We start from the raw sequence: 16,596 nt of genomic DNA, 5'->3' as shown, positions 1-16,596 counted from the left end.
TTTGCTGATAAAAATAAAAAATAATGGCTATCAAAGACAAGCCATTATCATTTCTTAGAAATTAAGCACACCAAATCAAAAAAAGAATGATTGATTAAGTTAATCAATCAATGAGAATGAATATCGTATCAATACAATAAAAACCATATACAGAAATAATTTAGAAATATTATCAAGCAACTGCATTCATATGAGAACGCTCAACGGCAGGAAAATTGGCTTCGTGTTCATCAATTAAGTCTTGTACCATAGGTAAACAGCAACCGCAACAAGTACCCACTTGTAGTGCGTCTTGCAATCCACACATGGTGGTGATGCCTTGTGTCATGGCGGTGTTAATTTGTGAGTCTTTCACATCATGGCAGATGCATACATACATATTCACTCTCCTTTTTAGATGACCAAAGCTTTTGTGATTTCATACACAGGAACATAATATAACAAGAAGAATTCTTATTTTCAATAGTTTTTAAGAATTTTTCTTATTTGATAAAGAAAATAAATCACATCCATATTTGTGATTAAAAAAATAAAACATATCTGAGTAAAATACTTGGTTTTAATTAAGCTGCTTGAAAAAAATTCTCAATAATTTTTTGTGTGATAATTTTTTTTTGTGATAAGAATGGTTGAAATTTATGGCAAAATAAAAGATGTAAGAATATAATAGTAAGCAAGAATATGAAATAAAAAAGGAATGGTCGTGATTAGTGTGTTTGATTTATTTAAAATTGGTATTGGTCCTTCAAGCTCGCATACAGTAGGTCCGATGATGGCGGCAAGCCGTTTTTTGGCACTGCTTGATAAACGCATTGATGATGTGGTTCAAATACGCATAGAACTGTATGGTTCGCTATCAGCGACAGGCAAGGGTCATGCAACAGATACTGCCACAATCTTGGGTTTGCTTGGTCATATGCCACGCACCATTGACACCACAAAAACAGATGACTATCTACAGCCTGTCTTAGCGGATCATTGTATGAATCTAGGTGGTATCAAAGAGATTGAATTTGATTATCATCGAGACATTGTGTGGTATGACCATATCACCCTGCCTTATCACCCTAACGGCATGATATTAAATGCCTTGCTAGATAATGGTGAGTGTATCAGCCAGACCTACTATTCGGTGGGCGGCGGTTTTGTGATGGACAGCAACGAGATTAACAGCGATACCATCATTGGTGGTACTGATGATTTTCCTTATCCATTTACCTTGGCATCTGAGTTATCTGCGATTTGTGAGGCAAAAGAGATTAACATTGCAGAGCTGATGTACATCAACGAAACGGCCATTCGCTCAGAAGATGAAGTTCGTGAATATCTCACTGAGATTTGGGAGGTCATGCAATCATGCGTAACCCAAGGCTGTAAAAAAGATGGTATTTTGCCAGGCGGCTTAAATGTCAAACGCCGTGCCAAATCCTTATATGACCAGCTTTCCAAAGAATATGGCAAATCGGCAGATGGAGGGCTTTTGGCAATGGACTGGGTGGATTTGTATGCTTTGGCTGTCAATGAAGAAAATGCTGCTGGTGGCAAGGTTGTTACCGCTCCAACCAATGGTGCAGCTGGCATCATTCCTGCAGTATTGCATTATTATCGTGGCTTTATTTCTAATTTTAGTTATCAGGGTGTGCGTGAGTTTTTACTTGTCGCAGCAGCGATTGGTGCATTGATTAAGCAAAATGCGTCCATCTCGGGTGCAGAAGTTGGCTGTCAAGGAGAGGTTGGCTCGGCGTGTGCGATGGCAGCGGCTGGCCTTGCTCATGTCATGGGTGGTACAGTAGCACAATGTCTTAATGCTGCTGAAATCGGTCTTGAGCATAATTTGGGTTTAACTTGCGACCCAATCGCAGGTCTGGTACAAGTACCATGTATTGAGCGTAATGCGATGGCCTCAGTAAAGGCGATAAATGCCGCTCGCTTAGCTTTGCGTGGTGATGGTTCGCATCATGTATCGCTAGATAAAGCAATATTAACCATGAAAGAGACTGGCAAGGACATGATGGACAAATATAAGGAAACAGCTCGTGGTGGGCTTGCCATTTATGCAGATAATCGCATTCCAACCGCCAGCGTGGGTGTGATGATTGGATTTAGTCAGTGCTGATAAGCCCTTAAACCCGTTACCAATAAAAACAAGCGTTTTATCATCGCCTGACTTTTTATAAGTCTTTGATTTTATTGATGGATTATTTTGGTTCGATTGTCAGCATCACGCCCATCTTTTCAATCAATCTTTATCATCTTTTTTGTCATTGGATGTGGCTGCACGCACGACTTTTGCTGTACCTTTAACCACACCTTTTGTGGTTTTGTAAGCAACTTTAACAGGTACAGTAACGATTTTGTGCACACAGCCAGCTGAGGCGGTGCCACTTAATGCAATGGCTAAAATCAATGCAAATTTTTTCATGACTATTTTTGTCTCATGTCAATTGATGATAAAAATTTTACTGCCAGTTTGATTGCTTTTTATTCACTGATAAAAAGCAATGCTGGCAAAAACCAATATTCATAAAAGCTAACTTCGATAATCAGCATTAATGCTGACATACTCATGGGATAAATCACAAGTATAAACAGTATCTGTACATTCGCCTTGCCCCAAATCAATCATGACCGTGATTTCAGGGCGACTCATGACCTGTTGTCCGTGCAATTCAGTATAATCATCAGCCAGCCCACCACGCTGACAAATAAGCACTTCATCAAGCCAAACACTGACACGGTCTTGCTTAATTGTAACGCCAGCATGACCTACTGCGGCTAAAATACGACCCCAGTTTGGATCAGATGCAAAAAATGCTGTCTTTACCAATGGTGAATGTGCCACTGCATAAGCAATTTTGGCACAGTCTTCTGCGCTTTGACCACCAACTACCTTGACAGTGATGAATTTGCTTGCACCTTCGCCATCTCGGACGATGAGCCAAGCAATGGTCAGCATGACTTCTTTGATTGCATCATAAATGGCTTGATAGTGCGGATGTTTTTCATCATCAATAACCTTCCCAACCTTATTTGTTGCGATGAGTGTGCAGCAGTCATTGGTAGAGGTATCGCCATCAATGGTGATGCGGTTGAAAGTCTGATTGGTTAAATCAACCAAAATTTTTTGCAATAATGCTGGTTTGATGTTAGCGTCGGTTGCTACAAAACCAAGCATGGTTGCCATGTTTGGTCTAATCATGCCAGCACCTTTACTGATGCCCGTAACGGTATAAGTCGTGCCATCAATCGTGGTCTGTACACTATGACCTTTGGGTGTGGTGTCGGTGGTCATGATGGCATGGGCAGCATTTAACCAATTGTCGGCTTGTAAGTCATTGAAGGCATCATCTAAACCGTCAATGATGCGTTCGCTTGGCAGGGTTTCGCCAATCACCCCAGTTGAATACGGCAAAACCTCACCCAATACGACGCCTGCTTTTTTAGCAAGTGCTTGGCAAGTAGCATTTGCTCTGTCTATACCATCTTGACCTGTAGCAGCATTTGCATTTCCTGTGTTGATCAGCAAATAGCGTGGTGTGTGCGACTGAATATGCTTACGCACAATTTGTACAGGAGCAGCAGCAAAGCCGTTTTGTGTGGTAACAACGGCGGTATTTGCACCTTTGTCAATCTCAAAAACCGTCAAATCACGCCGATTTTTATAACGAATGGCAGCCTGTGTGATGCCAATTTTAATGCCGTCAATGGGCAATAATGGCACAAGATTTACATTACCAACTGGCATAAAACACCTTTTTTTTGTTTGTTTATTTATTTTGTGTGATTGGTTGATGATTGGCTAAGACTATCATAAATTTGCATAAAAAGCAGTGTTTTTTTATTAAAAAATGCCTAGCTTTTTGGCAATTGTTAGTGATTGTTAGCGACATACATAATCATAACATTTAGTTTAAAACTTATGAATAAAATTCATCATTTAAATCATGGTATTTATTTCGCTATTGTTCTAGTATATGTCGTTTTATTACTTTTTTGTATTTGATGGTAAGCAATTATGAATGATTCATCTAGCATTGGCAACAGCCGTAAACTTGATTGGCGAGCTTTTGGACCTGGTATTTTAATGGCATCTGCTGCTATTGGTGGTTCGCACTTAGTTTCATCAACGCAGGCAGGTGCGTTGTACGGCTGGCAACTTGCGATCATGATTGTCTTGGCAAATCTTTTTAAATACCCTTTTTATCGTTTTGGTACAGAATATGCGTACAGCACAGGCGACAGCTTGATTGTCGGATATGCAAAAAAATCCCCTATTTATTTGTGGGTGTTTTTTATTTTGTGTGTCATTTCGGGGGTGATCAGTACAGGTGCGGTTGCTCTTTTATGTGCAGTAATTTTAGGGTATATGTTACCATTTGAGATAAACACTCTTGCTTTGTCGGCGGTTGTGATGACTTTATCATGGGTAATGCTCATCGCAGGTCATTATAAGTTGCTGGATAATCTCACCAAGTGGATCATCATGGCTCTAACCATTGCCACCGTCATGGCAGTGATAGTGGCTGGCAGCAAACCATCAGTCATTGCCCCTGATTTTATCGAAGCATCGCCTTGGAATTTGGCGACACTTGGGTTCATCATCGCACTTATGGGCTGGATGCCTGCACCAATGGAGTTTTCTGTCCTAACCTCAGTTTGGACTGCCAAAAAAATTCATACCGACCACACCAGCCGTTTTCAGGGTTTGGTGGATTTTAATGTAGGCTACCTAACCTCTGCAATTTTGGCATTATTCTTCTTGGCGTTGGGTGTATTTGTGCAGTATGGCTCAGCAGAAGAGATCATCATGCAAGGCGGTGCTTATGTCGGTCAGCTGATACAAATGTATACACAGACAATAGGCGAATGGTCAAGATTGTTTGTAACATTCATCGCTTTTTTATGTATGTTTGGTACAGTCATTACTTGTATGGATGGTTATGGGCGTGCCAATGCAGAAAGCCAATCGCTCATCAAAACTGGCAATACCCAGTTGACCGAAAAATATGTCAAATTTTGGACAACCTTCACAGGGGTGGCGGCGTATATTTTAATTACATTCTTCTTGGGACAAATGGCAACACTGCTCAAATTTGCAATGATCAGCTCTTTTGTTACCGCACCGATTTTTGCTTATCTTAATTATTCGCTCATCAAGTCAGCAGGCCAGCTGACCCCTTTTATGAAATGGTTTGCGATTGTCAGCATTGTTTTTTTATCTGGCTTTGCTGTACTATTTTTATTGCAATTTTTTAAATTTATTGGCTGATGATTTGTTTGGCGTGTTTTATTTGATTAAAAAACCTGCTGTGTTGGCAGGTTTTTTTATTTTTAGTTTTATTAATGGGTAACATGGCCAATCGCTTAATTATTGCTGGGTCGCTCACCAAGTGTTATGGTCAGCGTCATTGGCTTGTCATTTCTTAAAATCTTAGCAACAAGCTTGGTGTTTGGTGGGTGTTTGGCAACGATACCTGTTAGCGTATTGACGCTGTTGGTGGCAATGCCATCTAAACTGACGATGATATCGCCTGTGCGTATGCCTGCTTGAGCAGCGGGCGTATTTTCCCAAACTTGCGAGACCATCACACCTTTGGTGGATTCTAGGTTGATCGGATTATCTAAGACCTGAGCAATGCCCACACCCAGCCAACCACGGCTGACTTTGCCATGAGTGATGAGTGCATTCATGACCTGTTCAATAATGCTTGTTGGAATGGCAAAGCCAATACCCATTGAACCACCAGAGCGTGAATAGATGACCGTATTAATACCAATTAACGCCCCATCGCTATCCACCAACGCTCCACCAGAATTACCAGGATTGATTGCGGCATCTGTTTGAATAAAATCCTCAAAACTGCTGATACCAAGCCCTGCACGCCCTGTGGCAGAGATGATGCCCTGAGTAACGGTCTGACCCACACCAAAAGGATTGCCAATCGCCAACGCTACATCACCAACATTGATCGGCTGATTGCGAAAAACAAGTGGCTCAAGATTATCAAGATTTACCTTAATGACTGCCAAATCACTGTCTTGATCACTGCCTATGACGGTTGCACGAGTTTTTCTGCCGTCATTAAGTGCAACGATGATTTCATCAGCCTGAGCAACAACATGGGCATTGGTAACAATATAACCATCTTTTGAGATAATCACACCAGAACCTAAGTTTGCTCCTTGCTGATTGCCCTGTCCGCCATAGTAATGATCAAACAACTCTCTTAACATAGGGTCATTCACATAAGGGTGTTTGATGGTCTGTGTGGTATAGATGTTTACCACAGACTTGGCGGCACGATTGACCGCATCTTTATATGAGCTGACCGCTGGCGTGGGCAATCTAGGAGTATCATCAGCAGGTGGTGTCCACACCTGCTCTCTATGTCTGGCAGGCTCAATTGGTGGTTTAGCAGGCGTATGATGAAAGAGCATCCAACACAAAGCCACTGCCAATACCGATGCAATCAACCAAGGCAAAATGGCCCAAAAACTTGCCCCCTGTTGACTTTTTAGCGTAAATTTAGCTGGTTTGGTCATTAATATTCCTTGTAAATAATCATGATGATATAAAGGTATGATACACAACAAATATTGGGGCAATTTTACCAAGATAAAGCAGTATGTAGGATTTTTTATGATAAATTATGTCGGATTTTTATCAAAATTTGCCTAAGGTGATGACGGTTTGCATAAATCACACAAAATCGTTAAAATGCCAATTTTTAGCAAAGCAAAGGTAAAAAATGGTCAAAATTTCTGCAAACCAATTGGTGAAATTTTGTGATGATTATCTGCACGCAAGCGAGTTTAGTGACTACTGTCCTAATGGCCTGCAAGTCGATGCTGATATCCCCATCACAAAAATCATCACAGGCGTTACAGCCTGTCAGGCACTCATTGATGCTGCAATTGCTCACAACGCACAAGCGATGGTTGTGCATCATGGCTATTTTTGGAAAGGTGAACCAGCACCACTGATTGGCATGAAAGGCAAACGCATTCGCACCCTCATGCAATCAGGCATTTCCCTCATCGCTTATCACCTGCCATTAGATGCCCACCCTAAGATTGGCAATAACGCCTTACTTGCCAAAGATTTAGATCTACAAATCACTGGGGCGTTACATCCACATGAAAAGCACCCGATTGGCAATATTGCCACCTGCACACCCATCAGCCCTGAGGATTTTGGTCATAAAATTACCCACAAACTAAGGCGTCCACCCTTGCACATCAAAAGCGGTAAGCAAACACTGCATAAAATTGCCTTATGTTCAGGTGGAGCCCAAGACATGATAGAGCAGGCAGCTAAGATGGGCTGTGATGCCTTTATTTCTGGTGAAATTTCTGAGCGTACGACCCATATTGCACGCGAGCTGGGCTTGGATTATTTTGCCGCAGGCCATCATGCCACCGAAAGATTTGGTGTGCAAGCACTTGGTGAGGTTATCGCTGATGAATTTGGCATTGAGGCGATATTTGTTGATATAAATAATCCTGCTTAATACTTTATATACCAAAAACCATAAAAAACCACACCAAAAGGCGTGGTTTTTTATGGTCGTTTGTCTTGATGTCTATTTGTTTGGCACAGTCAAGGTTTGACCAATACGAAGACTTGCATTATTTGCAAGGTTGTTTAACTGGGCAAGCTCTTCGGTGGTGATGCCATAACGACGCGCCAAAGAAATGAGATTATCACCAGATTTGACCTTATAGGTAGTGGTGAGTTTTGGCACTTTGATGGTTTCACCAATACGAAGACTTGCGTTATTTGCAAGATTATTTAATTTAGCAAGTTCTGGCAACGATACGCCATATCTTTTAGCCAATTGAGTTAGATTATCACCACTTTGTACAGTGTAACTCTCAGTAGCACCTGCATTTTGATTGGCAGAGTTTTTTGAGTTGCTACGATTGGTTTTTGGTGTAGACTCAACGGTTTTGGTCGGTTGTGATTGTGGTTTTGTACCAGCCATAGGAATGGTAATGGTTGTACCAAGTATTAAACCAGATGTGCGACTCAGATTATTTGCCGCTGCCAGCTCATCAATACTAATGTCATGCTTGGCTGCAACCGATGTTAGGCTGTCCCCTGATTGAACAGTATACTCAATAGGTTTATTGTTTAACTTGCGAGTAACAGCTACGCCAGACACTGGGACTTTGATGATCTGTCCCGCCATCAATCCAGAATCTGCTGAAAAATCATTCAATGCAGCGATGTCAGCATTGCTGACACCCAAACTGTTGGCAATGCCTGTCAAAGTATCGCCAGCTTTGACGGTGTAATTTGACTGGTTTGAGCTGACATTGTCATTTTTTCGTAAATTCTTTGTGCGTACATTTGTATTTGAGTCTGCAGATGCTGTCTTTGCAGTAGCTGGCACTTTAAGACTCTGACCGATATATAAGCCTTGCGTTGGTTCAAGATCATTTAAAGCCGCCAAATCCTGCACACTCATTTCGTATTTACGAGCCAGCACCGCCAAACTTTCTCCTGCTTGAACCTTGTGTATCATGGTTTTTATGGCAGGTGTGCTGACGGCTGATTTGGTAGGCTGTGGCTTGACTTTATCTGGGACGAGCCATAGCTGTTGGCCACGCTGAACATAGGCATTGGCAGCGATATTATTATAGCTTGCCAACTGGCTGACGCTCAGATTGTTCGTCTCTGCAATGCCTGTCAGCGTATCGCCTGCTTTAACAACATAGCTTTCAACAGGTGTGGGTGCAGGTTTACGCTTGACTGGCTTTGGTTGATTTTGAGATGTTGTCTGCTGTGGACGGCTTGACTGCTGGGGTGCTGTCGTCATTGACACAACTGGGATGGGTGTTGGTGCAGTATAATCAATGACTGGGGCAACAGGTCTAGCCGATTGCTGGGTATTGGTTGTTACTAATTTTTTGGGCACTGCTGTTTTTGCAGTGCTGGTCATAGCTGGTGCAGAATAGCTTAATGCCTTGGTCTGACCACGAGACTCTAGAACCGACTGAGCGGTTTGTAGTGCATCTAATTGAATATTTCCATCATTTGGGTTGACCGCTTGCACCGATTCGATGGTGCTAGATTGAATCTGTGCAGCAATAAAATCACGCTCTTCTTGGGTGATGGCTGGCTCTTGAACAATCGTGTTATAAGGGGTGACTTGTGCAATGGTGGTTGGTAGCGTATTAGACTGCATCAATTGCTTTTGTGAGTTGGTATTGGCTTGAACCCCTGTTTTTGGCAACACATACTGGGTGGTTTGTGCTGGTGCAGTAGCAACAACGCCATATTCACTACCATACCCTGTAAGTGCAGAGATTTTTTCATCAAATGAACCGCTTAAACTGTCAGGGATAACGATGCGATTTGGACCCGCAGTATCAATAATGAAGTTGCTCAATGCAGGGTTTAGTAGACGCAGTTCGTCAAATGACACACCAGTAACTGATGCAATTTCTTGTAAACTGACCCCATAATTGGTGGGTACGGTTCTAAAATGTGAGTGATTGGCAATGGCAGGTAAATTAACACCATAGCTTGACGGTGATGCAACAATCTGAGAAACAGCAATAAAGCGTGGTACATAGTTCATCGTCTCAGCAGGCAGTCTAAGAGACCAATAATCAGTTGGCAATCCCGCCAACTGATTGGCCTTGATTGCACGAGACACACGACCTGGACCTGCGTTATATGCCGCCAAAGCCAGCTCCCATGAACCAAATTGATTATACAGACTGGTTAAAAAATCATAAGCTGCACGAGTTGATTCAATGACATCTCTACGGCCGTCATAACCTGCACTTTGATTAAGACCGTAAATACGCCCTGTACTCGGAATGAATTGCCAAAGACCTGCGGCGGCGGCATTAGATGTAGCCGAAGGATCATATGAGCTTTCAATGATGGGCAATAATGCAAGCTCAGTTGGGATACCACGGCGTTCGGCCTCTGTAACCGTATGATGAAGATAGCGAGATGCCCGAGCGGTCAGACGGTTTAAATAGCTTTGGCGGCTATAAAACCATGATTTTTGCGCTTCAATGCGAGCGTTGTAGGTATCTCCCATACGATAACCCTGACGAACTCTGTCCCATAGGTTGCCATAGCGTTGCACCGTCAAAGCATCGCCCTCAACCATGCTCATGTCAGTTGCTTGAAGCAAACTTTCTAGTTCGTCAAGCATGGCTTCATCAAGTACACCAGCATAGCTAGATGTCTGAACAACAGGTGCGGTGCGTTGAACTTTGTTATTGACTGTGGGTGTAGATATAGATGTGGGTGTCGTACCTGTACTGCTACACGCTGCTAAAAAAGCTGACATGGACAATACCAGCGGTTTTATCAATCCGATTTTTATGGTATTTTTTGGGTTCTTTGTGTTGATTATATTGATTTTGGTGTCGCTGTTTGGTGTGAGTGGTAAATTTGGCATGATAAAACCTTTATTCTGTATTGTCATGTATGTTAATTGTTAAGAGTCAATGCCGATTGTCAATAATTAAAAAAATGCATAAACAAGCATATAGGCATTTAATAAATAGTGCCTTAATAATGCCTTATTTTTCAAACATTATCAACCATTGAATTTAAAATTTGGTTGTTAATTTTTTTAGTCGTTAATGATGCCGTCAATCATATTTATTCATATTCATTGACAAAATCGGCCAAAGATCAACACGGTGTTCATCGGAAAGCTATCTATCTATAATATCATAAAAAATATCATAAAAAATTTTTATCAATGAAAAGGGTTGGACCAAAAGTTAATCATCTTAACAATCAATTGATCACAACTTGCGATGATGAACGCAATAATATGGCATTTGACCCAGATTCTGATAGTGTTATCTTTGATGTGGTAATCAGTTTGACAGCCACTCCGTCTTCTGTCCAAGATTCGGTAGTTACTACCTGAGCACTGGCTCGATTACCCATAACAACGATATCGCTGATGCGAATGTCATAATGGTAGCCAGTCGCCTTCGCCCAGCTTTTTTGTAAGTGTTGTAAATAGGCTGTTTTACCCAAATCAGCAGAAACGCCATTTCTGGTCATCTTGATGATGGCATCATCAGCAATGAGGCGTGAGATTTGTCCAATATTTTGACTGTTGGCTGCTTGGTTCATGGCGACAACATATGCCTGCACGGACGATTCACTCATGGCATGAGCAGACACACTGGTGAAAGCCAGTCCGCCCAAAGCCAAGCCAAACCCCAGTGCATAGTACCACCTTTGGTGAGATGGTGCTATGGTATGAATAACGGCATTTAAGGTATTGATAACAATGCCTTTTTTAATGAAGGTTTTAAGATTGTTGTGTTGTGTCATTGATAAATCCCTAGCGATTTTATGATGGTTTTGATATTAAGATATTGATTATCTTTTTTAGTGTGGGCATTTGCTTTGGCTGACCCAATAAATGCAAGATTAAACAATCATGGCTAAATTCAATAAAGCTTACTATTTTAAACCGATGATTTCAAGCCATACCTTACAATGCATAAAAACATAACTTTTACACGCCTTAAATCTTAGCCCTAACCTCAATTGGTTTTTGGCTTAAAGTGTCTTATCTTCTTTTAAAGATTCGACCTGTTCAAGTTTTGCACCGATACGATTCATTCGTCTGTCCATGAGTTGTCTTGCTAATGCCTGCATATCATCAACACGGTCAAATTCATCGACAATTTCAAGACCAAGCAAGGTTTCAAGCACATCTTCTAGGCTTACCAGACCTTTAACTTCACCAAACTCACCCACTGCCAATGCGATGTGTATCCGCTCTTTTAACATCATGTTGAGTAAATCAAACAACTTCATTTTGGCAAAAATAAATGGAATATCACGGCGAAAAGTACTTAAAGGCGTATGAATTTCTTGGTTTGCCCGAGCAATCAGCAAATCAGATTTTAGCACAAAGCCTGTCGCATTATCCAAATCCTCATTAAAAATTGGAAAGCGGGAAAATGGCAACTTAGGTAAATTGGCAAACACATCGCCTACCGTCATCGTCTCATCAAATGCAATCATGACCGAGCGTGGTGTAACAATATCTTCAACATTAATCATGCTCAGTGCTAATGAATTCTTGATGATGCGAGTTTCCAGTTCACTCATTTGACCCAAACTTTCACCTTGATTGGCAAGAGCAATAAACTCATGGCGGCTAAAAGTTGATTCGGTATTTCCCTGAGTAAGCAGGCGAGAAATCTTTTCTGCCACCCATACAATCGGCATCAACACAATATTAATAAAACGCACATAATACGCCACAGGCATGGCAAAGCGTCGCCAGTAAGTAGTGCCAAGCGTCTTTGGGATAATTTCTGTGCCAATCAAAATGACCAATGTCATCACCGCACTGAATATACCAAACCACGCACTACCAAAAACAATTGTTGCCTGTGCTCCCGCCCCCAAAGAGCCTAGTGTGTGTGCAATGGTGTTCAGCGTTAAAATTGACGAAATGGACTTTTCAATATTATTAATCTTCACATCTTCTAATAATGCTGCCGCCTTTGGGTGATCATCTTGTAATGTATCAACATAAGACGGTGTCATTGTCAACAGTGTGGCTTCCGACACAGAGCAAATGAATGAAAATACAAGCGATAAGCAGATAAAAAAGATGAGTAACGCAACATTAGTTGCTGTTGGTGATATGTCATTGCTATTGGCTAGGGCTGGTGTAGTTAAGAAAAGCAACCCAAGGAAAGTGAAAGATTTAATGTTGATCAAGCGTACTCGGTGTCGGGACATAAATGCAAATCAATAAAAATATTACCGAATATATTAAGTCAAAACAACACAGACTGCAAGTGATAAAATGTTCGTTTTGGTTAATCACTCCAAAACGCCATCTTTAAGGATTTTTAAAAAAGCATTTTAAAAATTTAGTTCATGAATACAAAGCGAATAAAATTACATGGCATGATGGCATATTTTTGTGTTATGATATGTGTTATTTTTGCCCTTTTTCTATGGCAAATATCTTATTATTTTTAATGCTTTTTTGATTAAAACTTAGTGGCTTATTCATAAGTTGCAAGTTAATCACTTAAACTTAAAGGAGTTTTTATGTTGGAATTATTGATTACTAATGCACACGCCGCCCCTACTGCCAGTGCAGAACCTAATATGTTTTTACAATTTTTGCCCATGATTGCCATCTTTGCCATTTTTTACTTTTTGGTCATTCGTCCGCAATCTAAGCAAAGAAAACAGCATCGTGCGATGGTTGATGGCCTAGCGGTTGGTAACGAAATTTTATTTGCTGGTGGATTGATGGGTAAAATCACCAAGATTGATGGTGATTATGTGGTTGTCGCTTTAAACCCAACTAACCTAATTAAAATTCAGCGTACCAGCGTCATCAGTGTTTTACCTACTGGCACAATTGATAACATATAATTTGTAGTAATAACTTTTTAGACATCAGCAAAACTTGTCTTAATTTGACAAATCTTCTGCTTTTTTCATGTTTTACTTTTTGCACAAATACAAGCTATTTATACTCTTTTTTTAATGCTCGTTTTGTGCCTTAACCATAAGAATAACCTATGCAATACCCTGCTTGGAAATACATACTCATCGCTGTGGTGTTGGTCGTTTCTGGTTTGTATGCTCTGCCCAATCTCTACCCAGATGAACCTGCGGTGCAGATTACAGGTGCATCAGCTGGCGTGCAACTGACCGAAGATGTCTTAACGCAATCAGAAGCTTTGTTAGATAAGGCAAAGCTTGCACACCATGATGGTAGCTTTGCCAATAACAGTGCTTTGGTACGCCTAAAAACCGCCGAAGACCAATTAAAAGCTCAAGAAGTTTTACGCCGTGAACTTGGCGATAACTATGTCGTGGCTTTAAATCTTGCCCAAACCACCCCAGAGTGGCTAAGAAACATCGGTGCAAAACCGATGAAATTAGGTCTTGATTTGCGTGGTGGCGTCAGATTTGTGCTTGAAGTAGACATGGCAAAAGCACTAGAACAACGCCTTGCGACCGCCAGTCAAGATGTGCGTCGAGCGTTGCGTGGCGAGAAAATCGCCATCAAAAGCTTGCGTACAACCGAAAATGGCATGATGCTCATTTTTGATGGTAGCGAAACTCGTAACCGTGCACAAAATACTTTGCAAGCCAATCTGGCAAATGAATTTGTCTTGCGTCCTTTGGCGGATATTGAAGGCGATGCACTTGAATTAACTTATACAGAAGCACGCCTAAAAGAGATTAATGAATATGCTGTCGGTCAAAACCTAACCACCCTGCGTAACCGCATTAATGAGCTTGGGGTAGCAGAAGCTTTGGTGCAATCTCAAGGTAATAACCGTATCGTGGTTGAGCTACCAGGTGTGCAAGATACCGCTGAAGCCAAGCGTGTACTTGGTAGAACCGCAAATCTTGAATTTCGCATGGTGAGCGAAGTGGCTGATTATGCAGGTGGCATTGCCCCTGCTGGCACAGAAGCCTTTCCTTTTGGTGATTTAAATGGCCCGCCCATACTATTAAACCGCCAAGCCATTGTTACAGGCGAAAAGGTGCAAGGTGCACAAGCAGGTCTTGATGAAAATGGTCAACCTCAGGTGGCCATCAATCTTGATACCGCTGGTGGTCGCTTAATGCAAAACGCCACCCGCACCAGTGTTGGCAAGCAAATGGCAGTGCTTTTTATTGAGAACAAGCAAAAAATCAGTTATGAAGCAGATGTTGTTACAGGCGAAATTAAAGAAGTGCGAACGCCTTATACAGAAACACGGGTCATTAATCGTGCCACCATCAACGCTGTACTTGGTTCATCATTTGTAATCACGGGCTTAGATTCAACAGCAGAAGCTGATGAGCTTGCCTTGCTTTTGCGTTCTGGAGCACTGGCGGCACCCATGTATTTTGTTGAAGAGCGTACCATTGGTCCATCACTTGGTCAAGATAACATCAATAAAGGCCTACTTGCTTCACAAATTGGCTATTTGCTTGTATTTTTATGGATGATTGTTTTCTACCGTGCTTGTGGTGTGATTGCTAATATCGCCCTTGCTTTTAATATCATCATGCTGGCTGCCATCATGTCAATTTTAGGTTCATCTTTGACCCTGCCAGGGATTGCAGGTATTGTGCTGACTATGGGCATGGCGGTTGACGCTAATGTGCTTATCTTTGAGCGTATTCGAGAAGAGCTGGACGCTGGCGTACGGCCAAAATCTGCGATTACAGCAGGATTTGATCGTGCATTTAGTTCAATTTTTGATGGTCAGATCACCACCTTGATTGTGGCAGTTATTTTATTTATCATCGGTACAGGTCCGATTAAAGGCTTTGCGATCACGCTTGCTATTGGTATCGTTACCTCGTTGTTCACTGCGATTACTGTGACACGAGCACTCATGCAGCTTTGGTATGGCTATCGCAAAAACTTAGCAAAAATCAGCATCGGTTAGGAGACTATGATGACTTATGAAAATAATCCAATCGAGCAACCATCGCCAAACGCTAAAGAAATGCGTCGCCGAGGTCCACGCCGTGATGGCAGAGGTAGCAACGCACAAGCGAATGAAGAGGCACTTGCCAATCAAGACATTGTCACTGTTGATGAGGCTACCAAAAAGGCAGGTGGTGCAAAATTGATTGGCAATCGTCGTATCCTGCCTTTTATGAAAATAGAAGTCCCAATGATGGTTTTTTCAATCATTTTGGTGGTTGCTAGCATCATTGCTATTGTGGTTAAGGGTCTCAATTTTGGACTTGACTTTACAGGTGGTGTATCGGCAAATGTTCGCTATGACCAACCTGTTGAACAGACCGAAGTCGTCTCTGCATTAGCAATCAAAGGTTTTGATGATGTGGTGGTGCAATATCTTGGTAATCGTAGCGAACTACTTGTACGCCTACCACCCCAAGATGGCAAAAACTCAGAAGGACTTAGCCAAGAGCTAACCGACTCACTAAACCTACCATCTAATCCTGCTACTGTTGATAACATTAGCATTATTGGTAGCCAAGTTGGTAATGAAATTTATATTGATGCAGTACTTGCATTGAGCCTTGCCTTGGCACTCATGATGATCTATGTGTCCATACGCTTTCAATTCAAATTGGCGTTAGGTGCTGTACTTGCCTTATTTCATGATGTGATTGTGGTCTGTGGTCTGTTTGCTATTTTTGGCTGGCCGTTTGACTTAACCGTACTTGCCTCAGTACTTGCCCTAATTGGGTATTCAGTAAACGATACTATTGTTGTTTATGACCGAATTCGTGAAAATTTCCGTCGTGTGCGAGGTCTTACACCCTACCAAGTGGTCAACCTTTCTTTGACAGAGACTTTACGACGCACCATCATGACGGCAGGAACTGTATTTGTCGTTGTTGTGGCATTGCTGTTTTTGGGTGGCGAAAGTCTGTTTTGGTTTGCCTTGGCACAGTTTATTGGTACAATTGCAGGGACTTACTCGTCTGTCTATATCGCAAGCTCCATACCACTGCGTCTAGGTCTTTCCCGAGAAGATTTTGTGGTACAAATTAAGCCTGAATTTGAAGAAGAGGTGGTCGTCTTTGCCGACCCAGAACTTCAAAATGCCAAAGACTGACTCATGGTATCAGCAGTC

Annotated in this window: 13 protein-coding genes; 6 read left to right on the top strand and 7 right to left on the bottom strand. The window is 41.7% G+C overall.

All coding sequences use genetic code 11. The features are described from left to right. Positions 1-172: 172 nt before the first annotated feature. Positions 173-379, bottom strand: a complete 207-nt coding sequence (locus tag U9670_RS03925) for a (2Fe-2S)-binding protein (RefSeq protein WP_323841493.1) — start codon at positions 377-379, stop codon at positions 173-175. 324 nt (positions 380-703) lie between these two features. Here U9670_RS03925 and U9670_RS03920 point away from each other — a divergent pair, with 324 nt between their 5' ends. Beyond that, complete coding sequence (locus U9670_RS03920) at positions 704-2,116, top strand: L-serine ammonia-lyase (RefSeq protein ID WP_323841492.1); 1,413 nt, start codon at positions 704-706, stop codon at positions 2,114-2,116. Positions 2,117-2,239: 123 nt separating this feature from the next. Here the strand turns inward: U9670_RS03920 and U9670_RS03915 are convergent, their stop codons facing one another. Continuing rightward, positions 2,240-2,422 (bottom strand): NF038104 family lipoprotein, encoded by a 183-nt coding sequence (locus U9670_RS03915; protein WP_323841491.1) that lies wholly within the window; start codon positions 2,420-2,422, stop codon positions 2,240-2,242. A 108-nt stretch (positions 2,423-2,530) separates the two neighbouring features. Next, the gene (gene argJ, locus U9670_RS03910; protein WP_323841490.1) at positions 2,531-3,745 is read right to left on the bottom strand and encodes a bifunctional glutamate N-acetyltransferase/amino-acid acetyltransferase ArgJ; all 1,215 of its coding nucleotides are present in this window, start codon (positions 3,743-3,745) and stop codon (positions 2,531-2,533) included. 270 nt (positions 3,746-4,015) lie between these two features. Here argJ and U9670_RS03905 point away from each other — a divergent pair, with 270 nt between their 5' ends. Then, positions 4,016-5,269 carry an NRAMP family divalent metal transporter gene (locus U9670_RS03905; RefSeq protein WP_323841489.1) on the top strand — a complete coding sequence of 418 codons (1,254 nt, stop codon included), beginning with the start codon at positions 4,016-4,018 and terminating at the stop codon, positions 5,267-5,269. 95 nt (positions 5,270-5,364) lie between these two features. Here U9670_RS03905 and U9670_RS03900 read toward each other — a convergent pair whose 3' ends face one another. Further along, positions 5,365-6,543: a S1C family serine protease gene (locus U9670_RS03900; protein WP_323841488.1), complete on the bottom strand. Its 1,179-nt coding sequence runs from the start codon at positions 6,541-6,543 to the stop codon at positions 5,365-5,367. Positions 6,544-6,749: 206 nt separating this feature from the next. On the opposite strand from U9670_RS03900, the gene U9670_RS03895 reads away from it, so the two are divergent. After that, positions 6,750-7,511, top strand: coding sequence for a Nif3-like dinuclear metal center hexameric protein (locus tag U9670_RS03895; RefSeq protein WP_323841487.1), 762 nt, complete (start codon positions 6,750-6,752; stop codon positions 7,509-7,511). A 72-nt stretch (positions 7,512-7,583) separates the two neighbouring features. On the opposite strand, the gene U9670_RS03890 is transcribed toward U9670_RS03895, so the two are convergent. From U9670_RS03890 to U9670_RS03880, 3 genes are all read right to left on the bottom strand, one after another. Then, complete coding sequence (locus U9670_RS03890; protein ID WP_323841486.1) at positions 7,584-10,316, bottom strand: LysM peptidoglycan-binding domain-containing protein; 2,733 nt, start codon at positions 10,314-10,316, stop codon at positions 7,584-7,586. Positions 10,317-10,774: 458 nt separating this feature from the next. Beyond that, positions 10,775-11,326, bottom strand: coding sequence for a nuclear transport factor 2 family protein (locus U9670_RS03885; protein WP_323841485.1), 552 nt, complete (start codon positions 11,324-11,326; stop codon positions 10,775-10,777). 231 nt (positions 11,327-11,557) lie between these two features. Continuing rightward, positions 11,558-12,757, bottom strand: coding sequence for a CNNM domain-containing protein (locus U9670_RS03880; protein WP_323841484.1), 1,200 nt, complete (start codon positions 12,755-12,757; stop codon positions 11,558-11,560). Positions 12,758-13,078: 321 nt separating this feature from the next. Here U9670_RS03880 and yajC point away from each other — a divergent pair, with 321 nt between their 5' ends. The 3 genes from yajC (at position 13,079) to secF (ending at position 16,578) form a co-directional block, all read left to right on the top strand. After that, positions 13,079-13,408 carry a preprotein translocase subunit YajC gene (gene yajC, locus U9670_RS03875; protein ID WP_323841595.1) on the top strand — a complete coding sequence of 110 codons (330 nt, stop codon included), beginning with the start codon at positions 13,079-13,081 and terminating at the stop codon, positions 13,406-13,408. Between the two features lie 149 nt (positions 13,409-13,557). After that, positions 13,558-15,432: a protein translocase subunit SecD gene (gene secD / locus U9670_RS03870; RefSeq protein ID WP_323841483.1), complete on the top strand. Its 1,875-nt coding sequence runs from the start codon at positions 13,558-13,560 to the stop codon at positions 15,430-15,432. Between the two features lie 9 nt (positions 15,433-15,441). Then, the gene (gene secF / locus U9670_RS03865; RefSeq protein WP_323841482.1) at positions 15,442-16,578 is read left to right on the top strand and encodes a protein translocase subunit SecF; all 1,137 of its coding nucleotides are present in this window, start codon (positions 15,442-15,444) and stop codon (positions 16,576-16,578) included. The last annotated feature ends 18 nt before the right edge of the window (positions 16,579-16,596 follow it).

The organism is Moraxella tarda (genome assembly GCF_035181405.1).
Classification (GTDB): Bacteria; Pseudomonadota; Gammaproteobacteria; order Pseudomonadales; family Moraxellaceae; genus Moraxella.
This window is presented reverse-complemented; position numbering and strand designations above follow the sequence as displayed.